This is a genomic window from Paenibacillus sp. FSL W8-0187 (genome assembly GCF_037969755.1).
Classification (GTDB): domain Bacteria; phylum Bacillota; class Bacilli; order Paenibacillales; family Paenibacillaceae; genus Paenibacillus_AQ.
On record NZ_CP150206.1, the window covers coordinates 3,751,838 to 3,778,654 of the forward strand.

The following is a 26,817-nucleotide window of genomic DNA, read 5'->3' on the forward strand; positions in this document are numbered from 1 at the left end:
CTAAAACTTAAAAACGGCTTTCCAGTATCCCAACTTCTTAACATTACAATAATTCGATATACCCTTCTGTTCCATGCACGCGAATTCGTTGCCCATCTTTTATCAATTTGGTCGCGTTCTCCACACCTACAACCGCTGGCAAGCCATATTCACGTGCTATAACGGCTCCATGGGTCATCAGTCCGCCGACTTCCGTAACTAAGCCTTTTATAGATAAAAACAATGGAGTCCAGCTGGGATCGGTAAAGGCAGTCACAAGTATATCGCCATCTTCCAGATCAGCCTCTTCCATATTCTGGATCACCCGTGCCCTCCCTTCGATAACACCCGAAGAAACGGCAAGACCTGCAATAGCTCCGGCGGGGATATTTTCCCTTTTGTACTGACCCGTAATGATTTCGCCATCAGACGTAATCACACGTGGCGGAGTTAGTTTTTCATATAATTTATACTCGTCCTTCCGCTTGCTGATAATCTGGTAATCTAATTTATTTGTGCGAACAACTTCTTGAAGTTCTTCAAAAGCGAGATAGTAAATATCTTCTTTCTCATAAAGAACGCCCGCTTGTACGAGTCGTTCCGCTTCCTTAAGTAAAGCTTGTTTATAAATGAAGTAGCGACTAACAATGTCGTATTTCGGATATTCACGATAACCGCTGAAATTCCGGATCAGGTCGATCATTTGTTTTGTCTCTTCGGCTTTTTGTTCACCATCCGGTAATTGTTTCAATCGGGCCAATAAATCCTCTTCTTTCTCCAAAGCTTCCTGTCGCCCCTGCTCAAATTTTCGTTTGCTGGCGCCAGGCTCAAGGTTTTTGATGTTACTGAGGATCATAGGCACCAGTATACTTGGTTTTTCACTCCAGCGTGTTCTTGTAATATCGATCTCCCCGGCACATCGCATTCCATATTTGTCGAGAAAAGCAGCAATAGCATCACGTACCTGCTGCCCACCTTCGAATTGAACCAATTCATCTAAAAAGCTATCATCCTTTACCTGTTCTAGAAACTCAATTATTTCCGGATAGGGACGAATCACATCTGCAACATCCAGTAGCTCCATTCCCATTTCAGAAGTGACGTTGTTAGGTACAGATAGGGAAAGTGTGTCTGCTACGTTTTTTTCACCTAACCAGTCATCCATTTTTTCATTGATCCATGCAGAAGCATGCATAGCGGCCATAATCACATTCAAATTTTTCAGATCTGACGCACGCTGCCTCCGTTGCTGCATATCTTCCAGGATACAATCAAATACATCCAATCCTGATTTCGTTTGGAGGTTCTGTTTTAACGCTGATAACGATGTCTCACTGCTCTTAATCAAATTAGCAACAATTGCCGGATCGCTTCCTGCTTCTGCCAGAATATCCGTAGCTGACATACCTATATGGCTTTTTACGGGACCCGGTTCGCTCTGGTCATTCGGGTCCAACTTTATAAAATCTGCCCGCTCTATGATGGTAATAAGCGCGTCTTTTATGAGCGGATCGGAGTGTCCTAAAACACCCAATAAATTTTGCCTGCCAGTTGTCGAAGCCAAGCCCTTCGTGATATCCACAAACAGCCTTCCGCCAGCCGTTTTAAACATGGGGCTGGCACCTGTTAACACCCAAACGGATATCCCAAGCGGTTTAAAAGGATCCGTCATCATTTGCTGATGGCCGACAGACACATACACGTGATTCTCCTGGTCATTTGCTTCAGGAATGGGATATAAAGTGGTGATCGGCCGGCTCTGGACAATATAAAGGGTATCATCAGCCAAACACCATTCGATGTCTTGGGGCTGGCCGAAATGAGCTTCGATCTGTCTTCCTGTGCGTGCCAGTTGTAAAATTTGGTCATCCGTAAGCGTTTGACTCTTTTGCTGATCAGGATTGAGCTGCCGGGTCTCTGTCCCGCCTTCTTGCCGTCCGTAGATCGCGATTTTTTTGGTTGCAATCCTCTTGTCGACGATTTGCTCATCCCGCACTTTATAAACATCGGCAGAAACCAAGCCGGAGACCAGCGCTTCTCCGAGTCCAAAACTGGCATCGATTGAAAGCAACTTTCGGTTTCCGGTAATTGGATCAGCGGTAAATAAAATCCCTGAAGCCTGTGGGAAGACCATCCTTTGAACGATAACGGATAAATATACTTGACTGTGGTCAAATCCATTTTGCATGCGGTAGATGACCGCACGATCCGTAAATAGGGAAGCCCAGCATTTGCTGATATGCTGCAAGATGGCATCGATGCCGATGATGTTTAAATAGGTGTCTTGTTGACCGGCAAAAGAGGCATGCGGCAAATCCTCAGCAGTCGCGCTGGAACGCACAGCATACGCATGTTCCTCGCCAAACCGGGAGAGATAGCTAGTAACAGCTTCTACTACATCAGAAGGAATTTCTACTTCCGAAATGATCTGCCGGATCTTCCTGCTGATTTCCCCAATTTGGTCTCGATCATCTACTTTTAGCATGGTTAGGCGATCCAATAGAGCATGATACACTTCGTTTTGTTCGATGGCTTTTTGATACCCCACGGTTGTAACACAAAATCCCTCGGGTACTTGTATTCCTTCAATTTTTGATAATTTCCCCAAATTCAACCCTTTTCCGCCAACGAGTAAAAGCTGCGTATTTTCCATTTCCTGAAAGCCGAGAATGAAAGTACTCATTCAATATCTCTCCTAACCATTAAATTGATATAAAAACATTTGACAAGAGTTTACCAATGCAGTAATTGGCCAGTTGATGCTGTAACGTTGGAGGGATTATCACGACGATTGTATGGGATGATCCAGCAGTTGAAAGTGTCGTTATGAGCGATGGTTTTTTAGATCAACTGGGACCGGCGGATAAGGCCGGCGGGATAGACGGTGACGGTCCATTTATCATCTTCAGATCGGTGTCGAAGTATTATGAGTTTCGGAATGGCATTATTGACAACGGTGCTGTCCAGAATAACCATGATCATGGCGCCCAAAATTTGCAGAATCATGAGAGCAGCTTATCGCGGCCGACGTCATCCCCGATCCGTTAACAGGGTGCTTTCTCGTACAAATTCGCAGGCAATGCCTGCACGAACGGCGACCAATCGCCCGTCGTGTAAAGATGAAGCCGGTGCATGGCCCGCGTACAAGCCGTATAAAGAAGCTTGCGTTCGTTGTCCCGGCCGTAAGCTTCGGGCGAAGCATCATAGACCAAGACTGCATCGAACTCGACACCCTTGGCGAGATACACAGGAATGATCATCACTCCTTTTTCAAAGCCCGGCGTCTCCTTCGTAATGAGCTGCAGAGCTTCACCTCCATGAATCCGTAACGATTCATAGGCCTCCCGGCTTTCGGCTGCGGTCTTCGTAATGACGGCAATGGAATCGAAGCCCTCGTCCGTTAGCGCCGCGATGTCTGCCAGAATTTGCGAATCACGATTCTCACCGCCGTCCAGTCTCGTCAGAAGGGGCTTTGGGCCACCCCTTTCAAACGGTGCAATGTCTTCCCCGCCCGGAAGCATCGATTTCGTAAATTCAACAATCTCCTTGGTTGAACGATAACTACGTACAAGGCGGACAAGGCGTGTTTCGGTTTCACCGAAAAGGCGGACCAGTGGCGAATCGGCTGCGTCCAAACTTGTAGACTGCATATAAATCGCTTGCCCGAAATCGCCGAGCACCGTCATCCGGGCACGGGGAAACAGCTTTTTTAGATATTCATATTGAAACGCCGAATAATCCTGTCCCTCGTCAACGAAGACATGCCGGATTTCCGTGTTCGTCCGGACGCCTTCGATCAGTTCTCTTAAATACAAATACGGAGTCGCATCCTCGTGGAGCAACTCGCTTCGGAGCAGCGCTTCCTTGGTTTGCTCGCATATTTCAGCCCACAGCGGAGGGACGTCGGCCCCGTTCGTTTTCTCCCGATAAGGGGCTTCGCCCTCAAATAGTTGCCCATATAAACTCTTGATATCGACGAACGAGAATTTCTTTACGTTTTTCCTAAGGGCTTTAAAGCCTTCTTTCACGATCCTTCGGCGAAGCAGCTCTTCCTCCTTAAGGCCGAAGTCAAAGTCGCCTTCATCTCCCCGGCGTTCGTTCTCACGAGTGGCGTATTTTTCTGCAATTTCGAATACTTCCTTCTCTTTATGCAGCATTTCGAAAGCCTCCACGTACTGCTCGGTGTCAAGATAATTCAACTCTTCCTGTACCCAAGGAGCTTCTCGTTCCGCGCGTTCCAGCGAAGCAAGTTCATTCAGCAGCCATTCCTGCAAAAGTAGGACACGATTGAACAACGGCAGGGAGTGGTCATGGCCGTAAAACTCCGCCTTCATTCGCTCCGCGGTAATCAAATCGCGGTCCCGAAACCGAATACCGTTGAACCGCATGCCTTCCCGTCCCAACCACATTGCATAGTTTTGCAGGGCTTGCAGGAAAGCCTCGGATGCTTTATACCCGATCCCCTGAAGGCGAGCCTCGTACCCCGGCGCTCCTTGCGAGGTCAGCACATATTCGATCTGGTCAAAAGGATCCTCCGGCCGCAGCGAGGAGCCGAGCCAATAATCGAGATATTCCTGAAATGTCGTCTGCTGCATATTCTCTTCGCCGAGCTCCGGAAGGACGGTGGAGATATAACCGGCAAACATCGGATTCGGCGAGAAAAGAACGATCTGATCGGCCTTGATCGTCTGGCGGTGTTTGTACAGCAAGTACGCCACTCGCTGCAACGCCGCGGAAGTCTTGCCGCTACCGGCTGCCCCCTGCACGATAAGCATCCGGCTGCTGTCGTCGCGGATGATGGCGTTTTGTTCCTTCTGGATGGTTGCCACGATGCTCTTCATTTGCGAATTTGCGCCTTTGCCGAGCACCTGCTGCAGCATTTCGTCTCCGATCGTTTCGCTCGTGTCAAACATGTTGCGGATTTGCCCGTTTTGAATCTGAAATTGCCGCTTGAGCTCCATCACCCCTTCGAATCGTCCGGACAGCGTGACATAAGACGCCGGGCCGGGGGGGTAGTCGTAGTACAGGCTCGCGATTGGCGTGCGCCAGTCATAAATCAGAAAGCTCAATCCGTCTTCGTCGACGAAGGAAGAGACGCCGATATAAATCTGCTCGCTGAAGTCCAGACCATCCTCCTTAAAGTCGAAGCGTCCGAAATAAGGAGACGGGAGCAGACGGTTCATGCTTTTCCATTGCTCCGTCAGCAGCTTGTGTCGGCGCTCCCGTTCGGCCAATAACGCGGACTGCTGGTTAATCGTGTAGTAAGTCTCTTCGAAATCTCCGCCCGTGCTTGTGTTAATCGTAAGATCTTCCCAAAACCGCTTGCGGATGTCTGAAGCCTGATCACGCAGCCCCTCAACATCCGGCTCCAGTTCGGCGATTCTCGCCTGCAGCTTGTTCCTGACCTGTTCCAGCCGCTCCTGTTCCTCCTGCCAATCCTTCGCCTCCATTTCCCCTCAACACACTCCTTTTTCCGTTTTTTTTAGGGGGTAAAAAAGATTATTGACAAATCAAAATTCCAGATGTACAATTAAAGTAAGGATAAAATATAATGTTGTACATACTTTGATTGTCAATGACGCTAATGATTGTATCATAGCGTTAATTTGCATTCAATTGTTTTTTTGTTACTGTTCGGCAGCGTTGAACACTGGCCCGGATTGTGGACAGTTTCAACAAAACACCGCTGAAAAGGAGCAATTGTCACTCGACAACTGCTCCTTTTTATATCTAAGCTTTAAAGAGATATACCGTTCTAACTAAACCTTTTACTCGACATATCCACTACCAGATTCTGCAACATTCCCAATATTTTCTGCCGCAATGTAATATGTGCTGGCGGCACATTTGTCCAGGTCACTGTCCCAGTCGTATTTACATAGTTGCCGTAAAGAATCTTAGACCCACTCTCTGATGCTCTTAATGTATACATCATGCTTGCAGTTTCTGTACCAGTGGACGGGTACTGGTAAACTCTCAAATTCACAGAGCCGTATGAGTAATGATTAAAGGTGTCACTAGTGATGATAGTGTTCGGATTAGGTAAGAGATTGTAATAAGCAAAATATCCCTTTGCCGCAAATGGAGCGACAGTTTGTGAGGAATTGTGCTCCGTGATACTTCCAGTAACTACTACCCCACCCTCATCATTCACTGTTACTCCTGCAACCGGATCAGCATATGAAATTAATATATCTCCACATTTTTAGAGTTTAGAAGAATCGGTTCAAATTAATCGTTCATATAAAAAATCCACCACATGCTGCACTTCCATCTTATCGGTGTTGCTGTGCTTTTCTAAGCCCAACTTCATCTGCAGCAAACAGCCCGGATTGCTGGTCAACAGGTATCGCGCCCCGGTAGCATTAACGTTCTCCATCTTATGCTCCAGGATTTGACCTGCCATTTCCGGCTGCATCACATTGTAGATGCCGGCCGACCCGCAGCAGCGATCCGCCTCTTTCATCTCTTCGAAGATCACATTGCCCACCTGACGGATGAGCTGCCTCGGGGCCGCACCGCTACGCATGACGTTTCGCAAATGACACGAATCCTGATAAGTTACCACGATAGGTTCGCGGACTGACACCGATGATTCGGCAAAGGATGGAAGCCTTCCGTATTCCAGCAACAGCTTGCTGATATCCAACACCCTGCTTGCAAACCAAGTCGCTTGTTCTTTCCAAACCGCATCCTCGTGCAGCAGATGATCATATTCGATCAGCAAGGCGCCGCAGCCGCCGGCATTGGAAACAATGTAGTCCACATTCATTTCCTTGAATACCTTGACATTCGTTCTTGCCAAATCTCTGGCCAGTTCCATTTCTCCACTGTGGGCATGCAGCGCTCCGCAACAGACCTGCTCGGGAGGAATGACAACCTCAAACCCTGCTTCGGACAGCAGTTTAACGGAATTGCAATTCGTCTCGGCAAACATCACATCCATAATGCAGCCTCGGAACAATGCGACACGGGCTATTGGCGTGCCTTTGGCCGGATACACGGTCCCAAGCTTCTCCACGACTCCATGTACGCCAGCGTCAGGCAAAATGCTCTCCATTTGTTGCAAGTGGCGGGGAAACAGCTTCATCATGCCGGTTTCTCTTGCAACGCGTCGCAATCCGGATTTCTGATAAAATTTCATCGCTCCGCCAAGTACCTTCAAACGGTTGCGATGCGGGAATATGCCTTTAAAAAACAGCTTGCGCATTCCTTTGACCGGGAGCGAGTGGTTCGGATGATCCTCGATCGCATCCCTGGCCTTCTCAATCAGTTGACCGTATTTCACATCAGCCGGACATACCGGTTCGCATGCCCTGCAGCCGAGGCAGTGATTCATCTGGTCTCGGAACATGCCATCAGGCTCCATCAGTCCGTCAACAACGGCCTTCATTAAAGCGATGCGCCCGCGCGGCGACTCCGGCTCCACGCCGCTTTCCCTGAAAGTAGGGCATGCCGGCAGGCAAAAACCGCAGCGCATGCAGTTGGTCAATTGATCGTAATCCAGTTTTTCTAGCAAGGTGCGGGCCAAAGGATTGGCGTGATCGATTTTCGGTTTCTTGTCCAAGCTTGCTTGAGCCTTCGGCTGCAAATTGATTTGCGTGTTGGTTTGACTAGCCATGATGGATAATCACCCTTTTCTTGGTTTCCTTGGCAAACATTTTGCCCGGGTTTAATATGTTGTCAGGATCAAACGCCTTTTTGATCCCCTTCATGACCTCGACGCCGGAAGCGCCGATTTTCCATTCAAGGAACGGGGCTTTCACCACGCCCACGCCATGCTCGCCGGTTATGGTTCCGCCTAACTCAAGAGCGGCAGCGAAAATTTCCTCAAAAGCTTGCTCCACTCGATGAATCTCTTCTGCATCCCTCGCATCCGTCGTCGCCGTCGGGTGCAGATTTCCGTCGCCAGCATGACCAAAGGTAGCGATGGTGACATTGTATTTTTGGGCAATCTCCTTGATCCGCCGTACCATGTCGGCAATTTTGGAGCGGGGAACGGTAGCGTCCTCTAAAATCGTGGTCGGTCGCAGCCTTGCCAGCGCCGTAAACGCGCTTCTTCTTGCCGTCAGCAACCGCTCAGCTTCCTCTCGGTCAGCGGCAACCTGAATCGAGTCTGCCTGCTCCCGTTCGCATATTCGGCGGATCATCTCAATATCTCTTGCCACGGTTTCGGGATCGCCGTCTTGTTCGATTAGCAGAATCGCTTCCATATCCAGAGGTAGCCCTAGCTTGGCAAAATCGTCAACAACGCGTATGGTCGGATTGTCCATGAACTCCAGCGTCGCCGGAATGATCCGAGATTCGATAATCGCGGATACGGTGCGAGCAGCTCCATACAGGTCGCGAAACATGGCAAGCATGGTCATTTTGGATTTAGGCGGAGGAATCAGCTTGAGCGTCGCCTCCGTTATAATCGCCAGCGTCCCTTCGGATCCGACCAGCAGCTTGGTCAGATCGTACCCGGCCACGTCTTTCATCAGCTTTCCGCCAGTGCGGATGATCTCTCCGTTCGCTAGCACGGCCTCCAGTCCGATCACGTAATCCTTGGTCGTACCGTATTTCAAACCTCGAAGACCGCCGGAGCATTCCGCGATATTGCCGCCGATCGTCGAAATGCGCATGCTGCTTGGATCCGGGGGATAGAACAAGCCCAAGGATTCGATATGGTTAATAAAGTCCGCGGTAATGATGCCCGGTTGAACCCTGGCGACCAGATTGTCCGTATCCAGTTCAAGCAGCCGGTTCATCCGATGCATGACCATGACGACCCCGCCCTGAACCGGGACGGTGCCGCCGCATAAATTGGAACCGGATCCCCTGGAAATCAAGGGGACTTTATAGGCGGATAACACCTTCATGATGGCGGAAACTTGTTCCGTGCTTTTAGGATAGATCACAGCATCCGGGATTGCCTGCAGCATTGGTGTACCGTCATACGAATGGGTAATTCGGGCTTCCTTATCTTCCCGGAAGTGGGCATCGCCGACGATGGCTCGCAACTGCGCGGCGAGAGCCGAGTCTAACATATTAACGTTCCCTCCCTTTTGTTATCCAGCCGGCTGCCTTTCTTTAGAGCATCGCATCGTTGCGATGTCAGAAAGGACCCCGCAACCATCGTAGGGTCCTTTCATGGCAACCTTATAGCCGGAAACGAGTTTACCGGTTGTTTTTCTTTCCAGTCGTATTTCATGTTTCTTAGAAAATCAAATCAGAGCGAAGCTTAGCGTTTTAGGATCAACGACAAGAAGCTGGTTCCGTACTCGGGAGCTCCGATGCCGGCATATTCCGCCATCGTGGCTGCAATATCCGCCATCGTGCTTCGTTCGCCGATGAATACCGGATTAATTTGCTTGCCGACGATCAGTATCGGTGTCTGCTCCCGCGTATGATTGGAGTGACCGATGGTCGGATCATTGCCGTGATCGGCCGTGATGATGAGCATATCTGCATCTCCCATCTCAGGTATGAAGCTATCCAGGAACCGGTCCGAAACTTCGAGCACTTCCTTATACCAGAGGCAGTCCTCCTTGTGGCCGGCAAGATCGGTCTCCTGGACGTTCACCAGGAATATGGCATTTTGTTCAGCCTCCAGATACTTCCGGCGGTAGGTTGCCAGGACATCTTTCGTCTCTACAACTGGATCATTGAACCCGCCCGCCTGAATGACATCCGCCGTTTTTCCAATGCGATATACAGGCAGCCCGCTTCTTTCCGCCATATAAGCGAATTGTTTCTCGAATTCGACCCCATAGCCGAGATGCACCACTTGGTAGCCTTCGCCGTAAACGTTGGCCTTTGGTGCGTCCACTCCCCATTGGCCCGGGTGTTTTTCCATGACGACCGATAAAATTGTATCGATATCCGTCTTTGTATTGCCGAATACGATCACCCGGCTTGTATCCACATGAGCGCGGACGACTTTTCCGATCCTCACGACTTCATCAAAAGGCAGTTTATTCAAATCTCCGACGACATTGATGATGTTGCCGAGCTGCGATTCCAGGTTGTCGCCTACAACGACGGCGCCTTCCACAAGCAGAACCGTTGCGCCCGTAACTGGGATTTCCACTCGATATCCGGCTGCCTCAAGAGCAGACCTGAGCATTGGCCCGATCTCTGACATTAGGCGTTGGGCCGGCATACCGGGCTTGCTTCCCATCAGCTCCTGATGCCCCATGAAGGTATCGGCCCCGTAATGTGCCAGATTGCTGCGGCCATATGCCCCAAGGGGCTCACCTACACCGTCCACCAGCTTGCCAAGCCCTAATCGGTACAGGACCGGAATCTGAAGCGGCACTGTTTCCCGAATATGATTATACGTATGGGCATCCACATCCTCGGGCTTAAGTGTCAGGCAATCCTCCATAGCGCCAATACCGAATCCATCAAGTACAAGCAAGGTGAGTTTTCCCATATTACATCCCTCTTTTCTGGAAATGAACCATTTCCGGTCTGAGGCTGTTTACCCCTCTTACATAAGCGATATGAGCTCTGGTTACAAAAATCTGCGTACGGAACGCATAAATCACGGTATCGCCGACCTTCATCGGCTGCTCCCGATCCAAACATCCGTAGTAATCGATATTTTCTGCGGAATACTGGCTGACCTTCGCCTTCTGGGTTGTAATATCGAGCGGTGTCGAACCGTAAAGCGCCTTTTGCATATGCGACCGCGGATAAAATCCGCCGGCAATCGTATACGCGTACTCATCGTCCATGTGGGAAATCTCCGATACATAAACGATGCTCGGAATTTCAACAAGCTGATCATTATAAGCATGGAGCGGAGTCGTGCCTGTCAGCGCATGGCCCGGCTCGCCATGCGTAACGCCGTGGCGTTTCAGCAGCGGAATGGTATAACAGGTAGTCGCACTTGGCGCATTCACTTGCTCTACTTTAATGCCGTGCGACCGAAGTTTCTCCACCGCGGCCAGCAGCGTCTCCAAATTTGGCGTAAATGCAAAATCCGTGTTCTCCGCGTTGATCTGCAGCACGGGAAAGCTGGTCGCCCCTACAATACGGATTCCCCGCAGCTTCATCATCCCGGGCAGCAGCCCCTCAAGATCATGCAGCAAAAATCCGCCGAATTGTCCGGGAAATATGGCGTCTCCGGGCCGGATGACTCTTAGTATGACATCTTGTACCCGTCCAAGCGCCACAGCGGCCTCCGACAATTGGGCCGCCCGTTCCAAAGAGAACAAGGTTACTACTTCGGGTTTGATCTGGCGGAGCACATCCCCCCATTGGCTTTTGCTTGGCTGTACAATATGCCCAATATTCCCGATACGGCACCCGGCTTCGGACAGGGTATAAGCCTCATCGATGTCCACTGCCACCGCTTGCCTGATTCCGTTTTGTTCGATCAGTTTTCCGGCGTAACCTCCGCGTCCAATTTGTTTAGTCATGTAATAGAGCTTCATATCATGCTGATCCGCCGTTTCGGACAGAACGCGGGCATTATGCATGAGCCCATCCGCATCGATCACATACGTATTGGCCGGTATCTCCCCCCTCTGGTGAAGGATCGCCGCCGCACGGATCAACCCCTCATTCCGTTGTAAAGTCATATCTACAAACATGCAGTTACCCCCTAAATTCCTGCATAACATTTTCTAAGATGCGGATAACCGTATCTGCCGATGCTTTCATCGGGTTGATGCGAAGACCATAATCCTTGAGCTTGGGCTCGCTTTCCAGAAAGCTTCCCGATACCCGATATATCATCGGTACCAGCTCAAAGCGGGATTCCGCCCCTACCGGATAAGTGGCCGCGCCGTAATAGGATGCACGCTCGATAACCGCCGATGCAATCGGCTGCTCCAACTCAACGATGACGTTCTTCGACTGCGAATTCGTGATATATGCTTCCTGGATGCCTGCGACCTCTCCGGCTGCCAGTCGCTGGCACAGCTTCTCCACCTGCTCGTTTTGAATCGCCAGCATGACGGGGGCAAACACCATGCTGCGCAGCAGCTCATGCGCTTCGTATCCCTGCACTTGGCCTCCGCCGGAGTAGTTGCGTTCATGCAGCTTTTCGATCCCTTCCCGTTTGCCGATAATCACGCCAATCCCTTGGGGGCCCATCAGCTTAAATCCGGAGAATGTAGAATAGTCCGCCCCATATTCTGAACCGATTCCCTGCATTTTCATCGCGCAGTAATTATCATCAACCACAATCGGCAGATCGGGACGTTTCTGCTTAACGGACGCGATCAGGTCTTGGAGCCGGTACGTATCGGTCGGCTGCTGCCGCGCGTGCTGCACGTAAAACACCTTGGAATTCCGGTCGCTCTCGAGTAGCTCCGCTACGGCATCCATGTCATTGAAATCGGTATGGGACTGCCGCAGACCCATTAACCGGAAGGTTTCCTTGGTTGTGGTATACATCGGAGCCGTGTGAACGATAACCGAATCCCCCGGGTTGACCATCACGCTCAATATTCCCCGAATCGCTCCTGTTCCGCTTCCACGCACCAGCGCGCAATGCTCCCCGCCAAACGATCTGGCCAGCACCTTTTCGACGCGGGCAGTAACGAGCGGTCTATGGAACTCCGGATGCAGCCCCACATCGCCGATTTGGAAAAACTCATTGTTCGCAAACTCTTTCGTAATTTCATCAATTAACGTAAACTGCAGCTGCTGCGCTTGCTCCATTGTTCGGTTTTTCAGTACCGATTGTTCATATCTCATGCCGGCATGTCACCCGCCTTTCGAATGCTGAATGCCCGCTGCGGATTGGTCACCAGCAGTTTGTTGATCACTGCATCCGTGATTCCCCGGCCGCGCAAAGCAGGTACGAACGACCTTAACACCACGTCATAGCCCTGCCCGCCAAGCGCGCGCAAATGTGATTTTCGGGTCAGATCGGTAGACAACAGCAGCTGGTCCTCGTATCCCTGCTCGATAAACTTCAATAAGGATTCCAAGCGAGCGTTGTCGCTGCGGTAGTTTTCCTTGCCGATCGTATCCATCGCCACAAACGCGCCCGCCTTCAGCACATCCAGTACCACATCATCCTGCTCGTTAAGATCCTGGTGACCGATAATAACCTGATCCAGTGGCATCCCCTCTCCGATAAAAAGCTCGATCTGTTCCAGCGCGCAGGTTCCTAGCGTTGTATGCGTGGATAACGGTAGGCCGGTTTCCTTGGCCGCTGCGACGGCTCCGTGAAACAGCTCTGTCTCGACCGGTTTGAATTCGTTCAGGCTGCTGCCGATCTCGCCGATGACCCCGGGCTTGATACTCGTATCCGCAATGCCCGACCCAATTTCCCGAATCATCCATTCGGCGAATTGATCCCGGTTCCAGTGCAGCTTATCCTCAGGAATAAAAGGATCTTTATAGCATCCCGTGCTTGCAACAATATGGATATTTGAGACTTTACTAATCTCGGCAAGCTTTTGCGCATTTCGCCCCATTCCGTCGTTGGTGACCTCGACGATAGCACGGCCGCCATATGAATAAAAGCTTTGCAAATCATCCAACACAAGCCCCGTGTCCTGCAGGCATGTATCCTCGTTCTTCTTAATGCGGCTCAAATCCACGTATAGATGCTCGTGACAGGCGCAAACGCCAAGCTCCTCCGGTCGTATGGGTCCAAGTACGGTCTGGATGTACATCTCTCTCTCTCCTTACTGTGGTGGTGTATATAATCCAAGCAGAACCAGTATGTTCCCAAGGATACCGACGGCGATAGCTCCCACAGGACCTACAGCCATGCGGACGATCGGTCGTCCCGCCGCCTCGTTCAACAAATAAAAGCCGGCAATCCCAAAATAGCCGAGTCCCGGCACGATAGCATTGGCTGCATTCGCTCCGCCGATCAGAAGCGCGACCTCAAGGACTCGTGTCATCGCAGTCCGGATACTTTCACCAGAGGCGCGGATACCCGGGTACCGATCCAAAAATTTGGCCATTTTGGACAACAGCTGAATTTCCAAGAAGATGACCAGGGCGCCGAGCAGCGCAGCCACGAGCGGATTCGGAGAAAATATTCCCACTCCGAACACGAACGTAAACCCGACCGGGCCGAATACGCCGGTAGCAATTGCCGTACTGGCGATAAGCGGTACAAACCCGATGGCTTTCGCCAAGGAGGCAATCCCGCCTTCCGTCAATTTCCCGTCCGCCAGCAGGCTAAGCGAGATCGGATCGCCGGCAATCAGCAGGAGGTTCGTGGCAGCCGCGGCCAAACCACCGCTGATCATGACAATCCACGAAAACTTTTTAATGCGCGTCACACGATCTGTAAACATGGAGGCTAACGTTGAGAGGCTCTGATCCTCGGATTTTTCCTTCATTGCAAACGCGATTAGAAACGCCATGCCCACGATCAACGCGATTCCTTCCGGACTCAAAACAACCGGTGTGCCGTCAATTTGAATAAGCTGCTTTGTATTGCTGAAAACAACCAGCTGTCTGGCCAAAGCCGCCACCAGGAATGCGACGACGCCTTTTTTGATCGAGAATTGGAGCGCGATGGCCAGAGCAGGGAATACCATAAAGGATACAACGACGGGCTCGCCGATTTTGTTAAATCCGTCAATAAAATTAAGCGGAAGCATTTCAAACGCTTTCACAACTGCCTGAAGCCCGAAATAAATACCTGCCCCATATACGCCGCCTAGCGCTCCGGCAGCGGCCGTGCTCAGTTTCCCGCGTTTAAAAGACAACCCGATGATATCAGTCCCGAGTAGTATGCTATGGATAAGCAAAATGCTGCCTGATATTGAAATGGGGATCCCGTAACCGATCACGAGCCCAAAGCTCATGGCAAAAGCGGTCACGCCCAGCTCCTTCCGACTCATCCGCCCTTCGAGATTTTCAGGGACGATAGGTCTAAGTCCATCATTAAACACAGCGATCCCCAGATTGGCCATGATTGCAGTCACGATGCCCAGCCCGATTAACAACAAAGCTTCCAGCATAAGATGTCCCCCTAATCGTTAGACGTAACGCTTACTTAGTAAGTGCTTTCATCAGAAATTCTACTGCCTTCTCTTTATGGTCGCCGGTAAAACCGAATGCTTTCGCGCCTTGAGCGACGGCATGATCCACCTTTTCTTGCGTCGGCGGCTGCCCCGGCATGGAAATCGTGGCGCAATTTGACTTGCCTACCAACGCAATTGCCATGGCCAAAGCACCGCCTCCGCCCGTATAACAAGCACCCACATAATAATCGGCTTGTCCCATTTTCAGAGCCATTGCCGCTTCCAGATCGGATTTCACGGTTACCTCGACGTTGGATCCGCCATGCTGTTTGACCAAAGCTTCGATTTCTTTCTTTTCCACTTGCCCGCCAATCACAATTTTCATGAATCTTCTCCTCTTTTCCGTAAGTTTTTAAATTTCTGAAGCGTTTACAAAGTGCATGATCAGGTACTCTCTTTCCTCATCCGGAAGCTCGTCATCCATCTGGGATTCAATCCATTTCACATTCTCAACGGCTTGGGGAAAATGCGGAGAACGTCTGATTTCCTGCATGATCTCGTCCGGCGGAGCGTTCAGTTCCTCTTCCCGCTCGATCCGTGTGATCGCCATACCCAAATGAGTCACCAGCTTTTTGTATTTCTTCTCGTTGTCTTGTTGTACGAATCTTTCAATCGTAGCCTCACACAGCTTCATGGCGCTGGGTGTGATGGTGTTGGTTGAAAATAAAATATCAAGTCGTTCTCGCAAAGCACTCACGCTTCTCCACGCTCCCTTTCAGTATTTAGGAATGAGCATGCCAAGCTCCACCTGTTTCTGAATTTGTATGACATGATCAGTTGATATCTGATTAAACATAAACTCCATTTTCGTATTGTTTTTGTTGATGACGCACACTGCCTGACTCATTTCCTTGTCCATTTCCAACGCTTCTTTGGAGGAGAGCTCGGATAAAAAGAACGAACCGTTGTCGATTTCATCCACATTCCATACCATAGCGTCAATCGACTTGGCTTTTAGATGCTCCAGCAAGTGCATGTAGTTCAGGTTGATAAATTCGACGTTCTTGTCCTTTACTTCCAGATTCGTCAACACTTGTTGGTCGATGGAGTAACTGTCGATTCCGACTTTCATCCCATCTTGAATCCCGCTTGACTCCTCTGCAAAAACAACCGCATGGCGGGAAACGTATGAAGCGCCTCCGAATTCCTTCACAATGACGAGATCATCGGATTTGCGGATCGCAGACATGGCGGCATATTTGGACACGAGCGCGAAATCATATCGGCCATCAATGACATTGTCCAGACGAATGGTCGCTCCGCGCATAAACGCACAGTGCAGTGGGATGCCGATGTTTTCGAAGCTGGCGTGCATCGCCGTAGCCAATCCCTCGTACTTACGGGAATAGGGAAGTGGCATAACACCAATAATGCTGCTCACCCCGCAGCATTGAAGCAACAGGTCCATGTTTTTGTTACGGAGAAAGGTGCCGAGGTGTCCTCTGGACACAAGCGCAATGCATTGGCTCTCCTCCATTTTTTTCAAAACATTTTGAATCGTCCCACGGCCAACGCCGTATCTGCTCGACAACTCTTCTACTCTTGGAATACGGGAATCCAGTTCAATAAAGAGAAGCTCTTCCGCCAATTTTTTTAAAACAACGCTGCTTTTGGAGTTCAATCCTTGAATCAAGTTACCGTTTCACCCCCTCAATATACAATATTCTGTATTTTGTATTGAACAAATCATAACATCGTGTTTCATTGACTTCAATACTTTTTTCTATTATACGTCAACTTATTTCACATCAGATTCAGGAGGTGGTTGATATTCCTTTGGTTAATGCGTTCCCATTTGGGAATAGAAGAATATATTTGATAGAAAGGGCCAATACAACTCATCTATTTGAATTAATTGGAATCTTCTATTTTCGGAAAGTTTTATAAATTATTATAATATATAACAATTCGGGGATTAATTTCATGGTTCATATTATTAAAGCGAGCAATGATGAAACGTTCAACTAAACAAGCGCAGGGATCATTGCCGACAACCTGCAGCCCAACCCGAATAGGGTTTGGGTTGGCTACAGGGAGCACCCCAATCGGAGTGTATAAGAAATTGATCGAACGACACCGGAAAGGTCTCATATTACAATACAATGGTGATAGAACAACAGGATTCACTTACACGAGCATTTTGCATAATTCAATTTTCGATTCGAAGTCAAAGTCTGGCCGCATCCAAAGCTCCGTTTTTGAGATTTGGGTTATAAATGGACAGACGGGCAGAATTTCGGTGAGGCTTAAATTTTAAGCAGCGTTTTGAACGCGTTGCTTCGCGATGGCAAGTGCAGAGGCAAGTAACACAATGGCATTCAAATATTGGTGGGTCGTCACTTTGTGAATCCCGAAAACATGGAGTTGGTCTGCGGTTAAATAGGTCTTCATTCGAGAATTACAGCGTTCCACACTGGTTCGTTTATTGTAAAGTTCCTTCCAGCCTCGGCTTTCTCGATGAGGTAGTGCATAGCGCCTGAGATCCGTTTGACTGTTGATTTTGACGACCATTCCATAATTGGAGGATGAACAAGCGGCCATGCCTAAAGGGCAATCCACTTGACCTGTCGCATGCGGACAACGGAATTTCAAATGTGCCTTCTCCTGCCCCCAATACGTCATGAGAAAGCCCATCGAACAACGGGGTGTGCCTTTGCTGGTGATCCCCGCGGGCGGTTCCTTTTCATTTCGTGGATTCAGCGGGATAATCTATTCGCCCTTGAGCCACGCAATCCTGCCCGTTAGCTTAATAGAATGAGCAAGCTGCTGTAGCCTGCTCAATATTAAGCTTTATTCAACTAACGTGTCCCGTTAGAAACCCTGTAATACGAATAATTTGGGGTTTGAATAAAAACGAGCGCCTCGGTACGATGGGGTTGCGCACGAGGTCACTGCCTAAAAAAGCCCATCTGGAGGTCGCTCGATACCCTAAACACGACAAAACGGACATTCGTATCCTTCGGGCTTATGTGAAAATGATGCTGTCATTTTTTACATTCAACTCCTTTCATATTTCTCCAACCAGCTATTAGACGCAGGCAACTTCTGTTCTTTACGGTATTCTGCCCGTTAGCTTAGCACCAATCTACTTCGAAATACATGTTTGATGTTTGATTGTAAACTCGGGCTTATTTACGTAGTCCGCATAGTTTACGGCTCCGTTAAACTCCAAATAAGCCTGATAGCGAAATCGAACACTTGGCTGTGTAATCAAATCGAGAACTCTATCCTTCGCTACCCAACGGCTGTCGGTTGTTTCTTCAGAGAAAGATAATAATTTCCCACCAATAGGCTGACATACGAAATCAAATCCAACTTGTGTAGGAACATCAGTCACGCCGTCATACCATTTCTGTATCCCTGTATTCGAATAGACACCAACTAAACTGCCAACAGATACATCAATTCCGCTTTCCTCTTTGATTTCACGGATCAAACCATCTATCAGATTTTCTCCAACTTCCACTTGTCCACCAGGGTAAACCCAACCACCGTCACGAGTTTTTACTAAAAGTATATTTCCATGCCCATCTTCTACAAATCCACCAGTGGCTACTATATGCGTTGGAAATGGCATATTACGACCTCCTTATGAAAATAACAATTGTATATTTATTCCTCTGCCATCTTGAACTTTCCTGTCCGTTAGCTTAATGAAATTGCATGGTAACATAGTTAGATACTTATCTAATCGGTAATCGGCTCATGTTCTTGTCCTCGACTCGGGACAAGAACTTGTACCGATAAAACAAAAAAGCCGCTAAATTAGCGACTTTCTTTGGATAGAACTTCTCTTTTATTGGTGTTTAATCTTGCTATACTTACTTTCTATTTCATCAAATTCTTCTCTTGTTATCCCCAACAAAATATTATCATAAAATTTCCCACCCATATAAATAATTCGTCTTCTTCGTCCTTCTTCAATGAATCCGAGATTTTTATGGAATTTAAGTGATGCTTCGTTTATTTCAACACAGCTGGAATTGCATTTTTGCATCCGTAATTCATAGAAGCCATATCGCATAATAATTCTTGTTGCTTCTGATGCGTATCCATTGTTCCTATAACCTCTGTGCACTCCCAAGCCAAAACTAAACACTCCATTTTTGTGGTCTAATGAATTTAAGTTAATGAGTCCAACTAACTGATTATTTGATAGCGTTTCGATAGCAAACATCTTTCTATAATTGTCTTTGAAATTATCATACTTATCCGACACTTCGGCAACGTCTATATCATTCTTAGGAAGTTCGATACCCCATTCCATTAGCCGAATTGCTTCACTATCGGTGCTTTCCAATTTCCATTGTTCCCAATCACTTCTTTGAGTTGCCCTTAGTCTAATTTTAGTACCTTGCCAAAAATAACTTGATTCAATGATTGTCATAATTCATTCCCCATATTTGATATAAATGTAAAATACATCCTTTTCTATTGCGCCATATGTTGGACTTGTCAATTCACCTCTATCAGGCAAGATCATGATTATCCCAGAACGTCCTGTTATTCAACTATCCTGACCGTTAGTTGAACAAAAGCAGCCGATCGCGTAAACGGCTGGCTTCTCTTGTCTTCTATTGAACTAACGTTTCCCGTTAGCTTAATAAACTAAAGAGTCGGCCATTAACTAATCTCAGCAGTTAATTTTACAGCATCGATTCGATTTCCAGCTGGATCGAAATGTATGAATCGCAAATATCCATCGGGGTCTGTGTGAAATTCAAGTTGTTCGTCAATGTGCGCGGTAGCACATTTTAGTGTATTCGTTTGTTGAGAAACCGGAATTAGCTCGTATTTAAACCATGCCCCTTTATTTTTTTGCATGAACAGATAGAGTCTGTTATCCTCAAAGGTCACGACTACGGTGGATCTGGGGTCAATGCCGAAACGGTAGAATGTGTCGTAAAACAACCCGACTGCAAACCGTGGCGTATTGATAATAGTCAGTTGATCTAAAGCCTCGGTCAATTGATCTGCTTGCAATGAATCTATATTTCCTTCCGCAGTACTGTATATTCCCGCATACTTTTCAAGTGTATTTGGGGCTATATCTAACGGCTGTATAGCTCCGGGCTGGGCAACGTCTTCTCCCATCACGATCTTGGCTAAACATTGACTTATAATGTCTATGGGCGTGAGGTTGATATTGCTCAGCACGATAATAGCGATTTCCTCAGCGGTATAACGATTAAACTCCACATAAAACCCATTCATCGTTCCGTTATGCCAGACACGCTTTCTTGGCTTATTATTAATGGATTGCTCCGTTACAACCCAGCCATAGCTCCCGACAGGTGAGGTCATACTCCCGAATAATTGATCACGCACATGTTTTCCAATCAAATCATCCCTATATAACGCCCGATCCCAAAGATAAAGATCATCGATCGTTGAGTACATCACACCTGCTCCCACATGTAGGCACATGTCGACATACTCGGTTGGAATGATTCCTTTGCATATGGAGTACCCTGACGCAAATTGTTTCAGGAGTGTTCTTCCGTCTTCACATCCTGTATTCACTAAATTTAATGGCTTGCAGATGTGTTCAGATATATATCGTTCGTAAGATATCCCCGATGTCTTCTCGATAATGAAACCAAGCAAAATATAAGACGAACTGGTGTAACTGAATCCTTCTCCTGGGGGAAACTGAAGTGGTTTATCCTTAAACGAACCAATGGTTTGTTCTATAGTAGCATACAGCCTCATCGTTTCTTTCCAATAATTTGGGAAACTTGGATAATCAGGTATTCCTGAAGTGTTCGTCAATAAATGGTGGATCGTAATGATGTCGCCATTCGGATAATCTGGTATGTAAATTTGGATAGGATCATCAATGCGAAGCTTTCCCTGCTCTTGCAACTGCAACACCGCCATAGCGGTAAACCCTTTTGTAAGAGAACCGATACGAAACTTGGTTTGTGGGGTGTTGGGTACGTCGTGCTCAAAATTCGCCATGCCATATCCCTTTCGCAGCAATATCTTATTCCCTTCGGCTACCAAGACTGCCCCGTTGAAATACCCCCGATTCGCTAGTGCATCCATGTAATCGTTTAATTTTGCCACTGTGCGTAAAGCATTACTGGTTCTCATTTACTCTCCCCTTTGCTCTTGTGTATAATCTGCAACTGCGGTTTCAGCTTGGCAATTTCCATGTCTTGTTTAGTGCGTACGAGCTAAGCAGCCCAAGACCAATTTTAAGCTTAGTTTCACAATATCACAGGTATAGAAGTGCATATAGCGAGAAAATAATTATAATCAGATTTACCCCTTCCATTAAAGAAATCTGCCCGTTAGCTTAATAAGCTAGAGCAGTTAAATGTAATTAAATGCTTATCTAATCGGCAATCGGTACAAGTTCTTGTCCTTAGCTCGGGACAAGAACTTGTACCGATAAAACAAAAAAAGCCGCTAATAGCGACTTTCAAAGGGACCATGTTCTTGTCCACCGACAGTTCTGTTATCATTTCTTCACACTCATTCTTAACTTCATTGAAAATTTCTCCATATCCCCCCCTTACATCAATACGGTTCAAATTACAGATTCTTCTTACTAACTTATAGAACAGATACTCAATACGTCGCTTTTGGAGCAAACTGACCTTGATTCTTTAGAGCATAGTCAAAGAAACGAAGGATAAGTTCATTTTGAGTTTCAATCGCATAATATTTATCGATATCTGCTTCTTGGCCTTCTTGCAACAGGTTTGCCAATATAGGCGAGAATAAAGGCAGATCGGTTAAACTTAAATGTTTTGCGCCTTTAAAATGAACATTGTATGCACCTTTGAAATTTTTGTTTGAAATTCTATTCGCAATATACGAAGAACTGCTGTTGAGCTGTATCCACACATCATCCGAATAAACGTTAAGAAGCGGGATGGTATAAGCTTCGGATTTTGCTTTTAATTCATTTGTAACTTTATCATACACAAGCTCGCTAAAGAACGGAGCATCTATATTTACTACGGCGTCAATGTCATCGCGTTCTCTGCTCAGTGCTATGCTTGCGGCACCCCCCATAGAATGACCGAACACGCCTATTTTCTGTGTATCGATGCGTTCATATACAGAATCTTTTTTTTGCTCGGCTTGTTCCAGAATCGTATCCATGACAAAATCCATATCATCCGTTCGCAATTTCATCCATTTTTGAGTAAGCTCGAAAAACTCACCAACCGAATAAACCCCTTTATTTGCGTTGTTGAATTCTTGCATGTACTCGGAGTTAATCGTCACGACCTTTCCATCCTCGGAAACGGTATAAAAAGAATGATAGGGATGGTCAATCGAAACGACGACATAACCGTGGCTCGCAAGTTCTGTAAAGGTAGAAGTATTGCTTGTTTTAATACCGAATGCTCCATGGGAGAACACAAGCAAAGGATAGGTTCCGTCTGCCTGTTCAGGATACCAAAATTCCATGTTAACAAACCGATTGTCATCTAGATCCGTAAACTCTTCGATACGATTCTTGTCCTTGTAGCTGTAAGTGGCGGTCGCCACTGCATACGGACCTGTCACTTGCGGCAGCCTATGCTGTGGAAAAAGTAAAACAGGAACAAGGGTAATGACTACGGTCAGTGCTAACAAAAGGAATTTCCATACCGTAGAGAAAGCTTTGTAACGCGGGGGGTGTGTTTGTTTGCGCAGGAGCGCAACCATTTCCTTGAACGCTAATATAAAGAGCAAGCCTGCAAACAGTCCCCAAGTGTACTCCCATACGACAACTTTACCCAAGCTCAGCATCATGAATACTATAAACATTGTGATTCTCGTCCAACTCTTTATCTTGCTGCGGCTTTGCTTGGTTACAATGGAATAAACGGCAATTGCCAGCTCGAAGACCAACGTAACAACAAGTATTAAAATCTCCATAAGACTTCTCTGCTCCTCCTCCAACTTTTTATGAGTTGATCATAATAAATGGAAGAGCAGGTGTATACGCATAAACGATAAGCTGTAGCTGAGAGCCAATAGGTTGTAAAAAAACAACGCAAAGTATTGTACTTACGCTGCGAATAAGACTTTATTTAGAAGCGGTTTGTGTATATCTACTAAACCTCGTTTTTAAATGTTTTTAGTCTTTCATTGATCTTTTGAGCTTCCTTTTTGTCATTCTTATACGTCAGCAGGCGAACGATAGCGTAAACTACGGCAATTTCCAAAGCCAATAATAGTATGTCGAAAGTGCCGTATACGAGATTCAATAAGACAGCCAGAGAAATTAATAGAGTTTCCAGAAAAAAGAAATGTAAAATCACGCGAAGGCGCATTTTATTCTCGCTAATCGCATGCGGCGTATATAAAATGATTCCGGTCAAAGCACCCAGAAAAGAGAAAGGCATAATTGTAAAAATCGTATTTAATTCGAAACTTGCATCAGGAGCATAAATTTGCCGCAAAATAGTGATGATTATAATGATGGAGGCGAATATAATTAAGAAATCTCTAATCATTTCTTTAATGAGCTCGGAATACTTCATATAGGTCCCCCTTTTATAATCCAAGTATGTGTTTAAGCATTGGCACATACTGCCGTGATATGACTACCTTCTCCCCGTTATCCAATAATGCTTGAAAACGGCCGCTAATCGACGGATGAATACTGGAAATTTTGGCTATATTTAGAATGGTGGATTTGGAAGCGCGAAAACAATGTTTCTCTTTGCAAAGTTCCTCCAGTTCATAAAGCTTTTGTTTGACTTCATGAACGTTATTCTTACAATACGCAAACACTTTTCCGTCAACAGCTTCAAAATAATAAATATCACTAATTTTAATGCGGCTGATCTTATCCTCATGATAACCAAGTATAATGAGTGTTTCGGTTTTTATTTTATTAACGAGCTTATGTATTTCTTCGTTTACTTGGTGACACCTGATGCGGATCTCCTCTTCTTCTGTATTGTCTATTACTTCGATGAAAATTTTGATGAAAATCACCCTCGAAAATTCGAATTAAAACTTGTTAACGTTTATAACGTTCGGTCTTTCGTTAGTTGTTAAAAGAAATTCACTCTTGATTATTCCCCATTTTTCCCCCATCTCTTCGCTGAAATAACCTATGCCAAAATAGTGGCAAAATCCCTCTTTCAGCCGCATTACGCAGCGATTGATATTCGAACTATCCTGCCGGTTAGTTGAACAAAGGTATTTGATCATGTTGATCGACTGCTTTCTTGTTTGATAACGCTAGCAACGAATCAATCCGATAGTTTTGATCGAATCCTTGATTCTCTACTACAAGAAAACATGGCTCTGTGATGTGTAAGTGCGTATCCAAAATGGTTTGCATGAAATCCTCTTCTCCTATTACCTGATGTAAGTATTGGAAAAACAGCACTCATGTTTCATTTGATGGAATTAAGTTTGAATTATGGTACTAATATATCTAATTTTATGTACAAAGTCCAAATGTGATCTAGATAATCCTATCCTGCGGTCCCCTCTTTCTTTTTCTCGACGTTCAAGCTCTGTTGTTGGACAATGAGCCGATCGTTGTCCCTGTCTTCCATTCGTTCAATAACAACATCAAAATCGTCGATACTGTAATGGTAATACTCAGGTAGCCGTTTAAGTAATTGTTTGGCTAGTGTTGTCTTCCCCGAACTTGATACTCCATTCAGGAAAATAATATTTCCTCTTTTCATATGTCCCCCTCAGATTACGTCATACTAAATGAATTACAAGATGAACGATAGCACTATCCCTCCAGCAAATCACAGATTAAAGACTCGTTGAAGTACTGCACTCTCGTACCAGATACGTAATTTTTGATAAAAGAAAGACCCTATCCAGATTGTTGAATTATTTTTGCAGCTTATTCTTCACATAGTTGAAATTTAAAGACCGCCGATTGTGTCGTCCGGCTGCTTACGTGTCTGTTTCGTTATCATTTCCCGTTAGTGATGTGCTTGATGAGAGAACCATATTTTTCACAACGTTCACGTACTTTCAGGTTCATCTCTACCAGGGTTATCATTCGCTCTCTCTAGACCCTTTATGTTTTCCTTTATCCAAGAACGCAACTTATCAGCATAGTAAGCGCGTTCATCTGGATCGGTCTGAGAACCCTTTGTCAGATAAAGTTGATCATTCACATATCTAGGATAAACATGGAGATGATAATGCCACACGTCTTGATTGCCAGCAGGCTCATTATGTTGCCGCGTAGAAATCCCATCACATCTATATGTACTTTTCATTGCAAACGCGGTAAGCTGAGCCGCACGGTGAATTTCAACAGCATAATCCGCAGGGAGTTCGAAAATGTTCTCGAAATGTTGATTAGGAACAACAAGAACATGTCCTTTATTGTTTGGCCACCATTTGCTCGCTATAAATGCCGTTACATATTCATTCTGGTAAATGATATCTCTCTGTTTAGTTCCCATATTAACACGGCAAAATGGGCATTCGTATCCTTCAGGCTTATGAGAATATGTTTTCATTTTTTCTTGTTCAATCCCTTCATATTTTTCCAATTGAGAATATAGACGCATGCAACCTCTGTTCGTTGCGTTATTCTGCCCGTTAGCTTAATGAAATTGCATGGAAACATAATTAGATACTTGTCTAATCGGTAATTGGACCATGTTCTTGTTCTTTACGGTCCCGATAAAACAAAAAAGCCGCTAAAATAGCGACTTTCAATGGGACTATGTTTTTGTCCCCCGACAGCAAGTTTACCACTTATATTAGGGCTGCTAATTACAACGTATACTTCAATATAAATACTACCAAATATTAGAGTTGCTTTCGAACTGGAAAATACTTCTTTCCTTATCTTCCGTTTCATGATAAATAGCTTCTAATGGAGTCGGAAAAGATCTTTGATTATCTCCATATAAATAATATTTCGATTTTCATATGAACTACCATAATATTTTAACAAAAAAATTACTGAACATGTATTTCCGATTTGATATCATTTTGACTTAAAAATTTCATTAAATCATTACTCAGCTGCATAATCTCATTGTTAGCATTATTCGCATAATCCGGCAACATCATATCGCTAACCATTTTAGTTCCTAGCCATGTCATAAAGAAAAGATCCAAAAATAAGTTTGGAAATTTAAGCACCATTTTAAGCATGGGTGGATCAATTGAAACGCCAGCTTTATGTATTGCCCTTAGATACGCTTTTAAAGTGACTGTTATTTTGCGTGCCGTCTTTCTGGTTCTGGCTGTTTTTTTGTCAATTATCTTATTTGCAGAATGCAAAACGCTCAACATAGCAATGTCTGATACGGAATGTGTGATTAGATACGCTTGCATATCCTTTTTAATAACGTAGGGAAGCTTTGCTGTTTTAAATAATTTTGCGAGGTTTTCTATGCGTTCTGTCACTACACCATTAATTTCTCCAAATGCCGTTGCCGCTATAATCTTTGGTAGAAATCGAGGATGCAATACCCCATCTTTAATCTGTCCGCCGAAGCCGGGAAAAGCCGGTAAAAGTCTATCCCCTACGATATCCAGCCACGAAGAAAATCCAATTGAATTACTAGTCATCGTAACTATATTTTTGCTTTGATTATCTTTTAGTGCTAACAACGCTGATTCGGACCGATCATAACGAACGGTAACGAAAATAAAATCGTATACATCGTCATTTTCAAGCGTATCAATGACATTCACTTGTATCGATCTAACTGTACCTTTTTCTTTATATTGCAGGCCATTTTCTCTTAATGATTTAAATCTATTAGAATGTGCAAACAGGGTAACGTCAAACCCTGCTTCAATAAGTTTAATTGCGTACATGCTCCCGATGACACCTGCACCAAAAATTAAAATTCTATCTTGTTTTGCTGACATTAAAACCACCCCTACT

General features: G+C 46.1%; 22 protein-coding genes and 1 pseudogene. 1 reads left to right on the plus strand and 22 read right to left on the minus strand.

Annotated elements, in window-relative coordinates; genetic code table 11:
* Positions 1-43: 43 nt before the first annotated feature.
* Positions 44-2,662, minus strand: a complete 2,619-nt coding sequence (gene ppsA, locus MKY48_RS16805) for a phosphoenolpyruvate synthase (protein ID WP_339289934.1) — start codon at positions 2,660-2,662, stop codon at positions 44-46.
* Between the two features lie 143 nt (positions 2,663-2,805).
* Between ppsA and MKY48_RS16810 the strand changes: the two genes are divergently transcribed.
* Complete coding sequence (locus tag MKY48_RS16810; RefSeq protein ID WP_076323587.1) at positions 2,806-3,027, plus strand: hypothetical protein; 222 nt, start codon at positions 2,806-2,808, stop codon at positions 3,025-3,027.
* On the opposite strand, the gene helD is transcribed toward MKY48_RS16810, so the two are convergent.
* From helD to MKY48_RS16915, 21 genes and pseudogenes are all read right to left on the minus strand, one after another.
* Entirely contained in the window at positions 3,024-5,429 is a 2,406-nt protein-coding gene (gene helD / locus MKY48_RS16815) for an RNA polymerase recycling motor HelD (RefSeq protein ID WP_339289936.1), read from the minus strand. The two genes, MKY48_RS16810 and helD, sit on opposite strands and share 4 nt — an antisense overlap.
* Before the next feature lie 776 nt (positions 5,430-6,205).
* Positions 6,206-7,459: a (Fe-S)-binding protein gene (locus MKY48_RS16820; RefSeq protein WP_339273529.1), complete on the minus strand. Its 1,254-nt coding sequence runs from the start codon at positions 7,457-7,459 to the stop codon at positions 6,206-6,208.
* Between the two features lie 133 nt (positions 7,460-7,592).
* Positions 7,593-9,008, minus strand: coding sequence for an FAD-linked oxidase C-terminal domain-containing protein (locus tag MKY48_RS16825; protein ID WP_339264785.1), 1,416 nt, complete (start codon positions 9,006-9,008; stop codon positions 7,593-7,595).
* A gap of 194 nt (positions 9,009-9,202) precedes the next feature.
* Entirely contained in the window at positions 9,203-10,396 is a 1,194-nt protein-coding gene (locus MKY48_RS16830; RefSeq protein ID WP_339264787.1) for a phosphopentomutase, read from the minus strand.
* 1 nt (position 10,397) lies between these two features.
* Positions 10,398-11,561 (minus strand): YhfX family PLP-dependent enzyme, encoded by a 1,164-nt coding sequence (locus MKY48_RS16835; RefSeq protein WP_339264789.1) that lies wholly within the window; start codon positions 11,559-11,561, stop codon positions 10,398-10,400.
* 4 nt (positions 11,562-11,565) lie between these two features.
* Positions 11,566-12,672, minus strand: coding sequence for an aminotransferase class V-fold PLP-dependent enzyme (locus MKY48_RS16840; protein ID WP_339264791.1), 1,107 nt, complete (start codon positions 12,670-12,672; stop codon positions 11,566-11,568).
* The gene (locus MKY48_RS16845; RefSeq protein ID WP_339289939.1) at positions 12,669-13,601 is read right to left on the minus strand and encodes a phosphotriesterase; all 933 of its coding nucleotides are present in this window, start codon (positions 13,599-13,601) and stop codon (positions 12,669-12,671) included. Before MKY48_RS16845 ends, MKY48_RS16840 begins: the two co-directional genes overlap by 4 nt.
* 12 nt (positions 13,602-13,613) lie before the next feature.
* Positions 13,614-14,909, minus strand: coding sequence for a YhfT family protein (locus MKY48_RS16850; RefSeq protein WP_215162919.1), 1,296 nt, complete (start codon positions 14,907-14,909; stop codon positions 13,614-13,616).
* 31 nt (positions 14,910-14,940) lie between these two features.
* The gene (locus tag MKY48_RS16855) at positions 14,941-15,297 is read right to left on the minus strand and encodes a DUF2620 domain-containing protein (protein ID WP_339289941.1); all 357 of its coding nucleotides are present in this window, start codon (positions 15,295-15,297) and stop codon (positions 14,941-14,943) included.
* Between the two features lie 27 nt (positions 15,298-15,324).
* Entirely contained in the window at positions 15,325-15,669 is a 345-nt protein-coding gene (locus tag MKY48_RS16860; RefSeq protein ID WP_339264797.1) for a PRD domain-containing protein, read from the minus strand.
* A gap of 18 nt (positions 15,670-15,687) precedes the next feature.
* Complete coding sequence (gene yhfZ, locus MKY48_RS16865; RefSeq protein ID WP_339264799.1) at positions 15,688-16,605, minus strand: GntR family transcriptional regulator YhfZ; 918 nt, start codon at positions 16,603-16,605, stop codon at positions 15,688-15,690.
* A 620-nt stretch (positions 16,606-17,225) separates the two neighbouring features.
* A pseudogene (locus MKY48_RS16870) lies at positions 17,226-17,693 on the minus strand (transposase); the annotation flags it as partial.
* A 364-nt stretch (positions 17,694-18,057) separates the two neighbouring features.
* Positions 18,058-18,549 carry an NUDIX domain-containing protein gene (locus MKY48_RS16875; RefSeq protein ID WP_339264801.1) on the minus strand — a complete coding sequence of 164 codons (492 nt, stop codon included), beginning with the start codon at positions 18,547-18,549 and terminating at the stop codon, positions 18,058-18,060.
* Between the two features lie 219 nt (positions 18,550-18,768).
* The gene (locus MKY48_RS16880; RefSeq protein WP_339264803.1) at positions 18,769-19,359 is read right to left on the minus strand and encodes a GNAT family protein; all 591 of its coding nucleotides are present in this window, start codon (positions 19,357-19,359) and stop codon (positions 18,769-18,771) included.
* A 236-nt stretch (positions 19,360-19,595) separates the two neighbouring features.
* The gene (locus MKY48_RS16885; protein WP_339264805.1) at positions 19,596-21,068 is read right to left on the minus strand and encodes a serine hydrolase domain-containing protein; all 1,473 of its coding nucleotides are present in this window, start codon (positions 21,066-21,068) and stop codon (positions 19,596-19,598) included.
* 480 nt (positions 21,069-21,548) lie between these two features.
* Positions 21,549-22,853 carry a dienelactone hydrolase family protein gene (locus tag MKY48_RS16890; RefSeq protein ID WP_339289944.1) on the minus strand — a complete coding sequence of 435 codons (1,305 nt, stop codon included), beginning with the start codon at positions 22,851-22,853 and terminating at the stop codon, positions 21,549-21,551.
* Between the two features lie 179 nt (positions 22,854-23,032).
* Complete coding sequence (locus MKY48_RS16895) at positions 23,033-23,461, minus strand: DUF3021 family protein (protein WP_339289946.1); 429 nt, start codon at positions 23,459-23,461, stop codon at positions 23,033-23,035.
* 13 nt (positions 23,462-23,474) lie between these two features.
* Complete coding sequence (locus tag MKY48_RS16900; protein WP_339289948.1) at positions 23,475-23,921, minus strand: LytTR family DNA-binding domain-containing protein; 447 nt, start codon at positions 23,919-23,921, stop codon at positions 23,475-23,477.
* A gap of 488 nt (positions 23,922-24,409) precedes the next feature.
* Complete coding sequence (locus MKY48_RS16905; protein WP_339289950.1) at positions 24,410-24,628, minus strand: hypothetical protein; 219 nt, start codon at positions 24,626-24,628, stop codon at positions 24,410-24,412.
* A gap of 294 nt (positions 24,629-24,922) precedes the next feature.
* Positions 24,923-25,480: an HIT family protein gene (locus tag MKY48_RS16910; protein WP_339289952.1), complete on the minus strand. Its 558-nt coding sequence runs from the start codon at positions 25,478-25,480 to the stop codon at positions 24,923-24,925.
* 397 nt (positions 25,481-25,877) lie between these two features.
* Positions 25,878-26,801: a 2-dehydropantoate 2-reductase N-terminal domain-containing protein gene (locus MKY48_RS16915; RefSeq protein WP_339289954.1), complete on the minus strand. Its 924-nt coding sequence runs from the start codon at positions 26,799-26,801 to the stop codon at positions 25,878-25,880.
* Between the last annotated feature and the right edge of the window lie 16 nt (positions 26,802-26,817).

Coding starts and splice junctions, on each gene's coding strand:
- MKY48_RS16875 (WP_339264801.1), bottom strand. CDS start 18,549: ATGCCATTTCCAACGCATATAGTAGCCACTGGTGGATTTGTAGAAGAT.
- ppsA (WP_339289934.1), bottom strand. CDS start 2,662: ATGAGTACTTTCATTCTCGGCTTTCAGGAAATGGAAAATACGCAGCTT.
- MKY48_RS16840 (WP_339264791.1), bottom strand. CDS start 12,672: ATGAGATATGAACAATCGGTACTGAAAAACCGAACAATGGAGCAAGCG.
- MKY48_RS16885 (WP_339264805.1), bottom strand. CDS start 21,068: ATGAGAACCAGTAATGCTTTACGCACAGTGGCAAAATTAAACGATTAC.
- MKY48_RS16915 (WP_339289954.1), bottom strand. CDS start 26,801: ATGTCAGCAAAACAAGATAGAATTTTAATTTTTGGTGCAGGTGTCATC.
- MKY48_RS16895 (WP_339289946.1), bottom strand. CDS start 23,461: ATGAAGTATTCCGAGCTCATTAAAGAAATGATTAGAGATTTCTTAATT.
- MKY48_RS16845 (WP_339289939.1), bottom strand. CDS start 13,601: ATGTACATCCAGACCGTACTTGGACCCATACGACCGGAGGAGCTTGGC.
- MKY48_RS16830 (WP_339264787.1), bottom strand. CDS start 10,396: ATGGGAAAACTCACCTTGCTTGTACTTGATGGATTCGGTATTGGCGCT.
- helD (WP_339289936.1), bottom strand. CDS start 5,429: ATGGAGGCGAAGGATTGGCAGGAGGAACAGGAGCGGCTGGAACAGGTC.
- MKY48_RS16850 (WP_215162919.1), bottom strand. CDS start 14,909: ATGCTGGAAGCTTTGTTGTTAATCGGGCTGGGCATCGTGACTGCAATC.
- MKY48_RS16910 (WP_339289952.1), bottom strand. CDS start 25,480: ATGCGTCTATATTCTCAATTGGAAAAATATGAAGGGATTGAACAAGAA.
- MKY48_RS16890 (WP_339289944.1), bottom strand. CDS start 22,853: ATGGAGATTTTAATACTTGTTGTTACGTTGGTCTTCGAGCTGGCAATT.
- MKY48_RS16880 (WP_339264803.1), bottom strand. CDS start 19,359: ATGACAATCATTGAATCAAGTTATTTTTGGCAAGGTACTAAAATTAGA.
- MKY48_RS16835 (WP_339264789.1), bottom strand. CDS start 11,561: ATGTTTGTAGATATGACTTTACAACGGAATGAGGGGTTGATCCGTGCG.
- MKY48_RS16825 (WP_339264785.1), bottom strand. CDS start 9,008: ATGTTAGACTCGGCTCTCGCCGCGCAGTTGCGAGCCATCGTCGGCGAT.
- MKY48_RS16905 (WP_339289950.1), bottom strand. CDS start 24,628: ATGAAAAGAGGAAATATTATTTTCCTGAATGGAGTATCAAGTTCGGGG.
- MKY48_RS16820 (WP_339273529.1), bottom strand. CDS start 7,459: ATGCGCTGCGGTTTTTGCCTGCCGGCATGCCCTACTTTCAGGGAAAGC.
- MKY48_RS16810 (WP_076323587.1), top strand. CDS start 2,806: ATGAGCGATGGTTTTTTAGATCAACTGGGACCGGCGGATAAGGCCGGC.
- MKY48_RS16855 (WP_339289941.1), bottom strand. CDS start 15,297: ATGAAAATTGTGATTGGCGGGCAAGTGGAAAAGAAAGAAATCGAAGCT.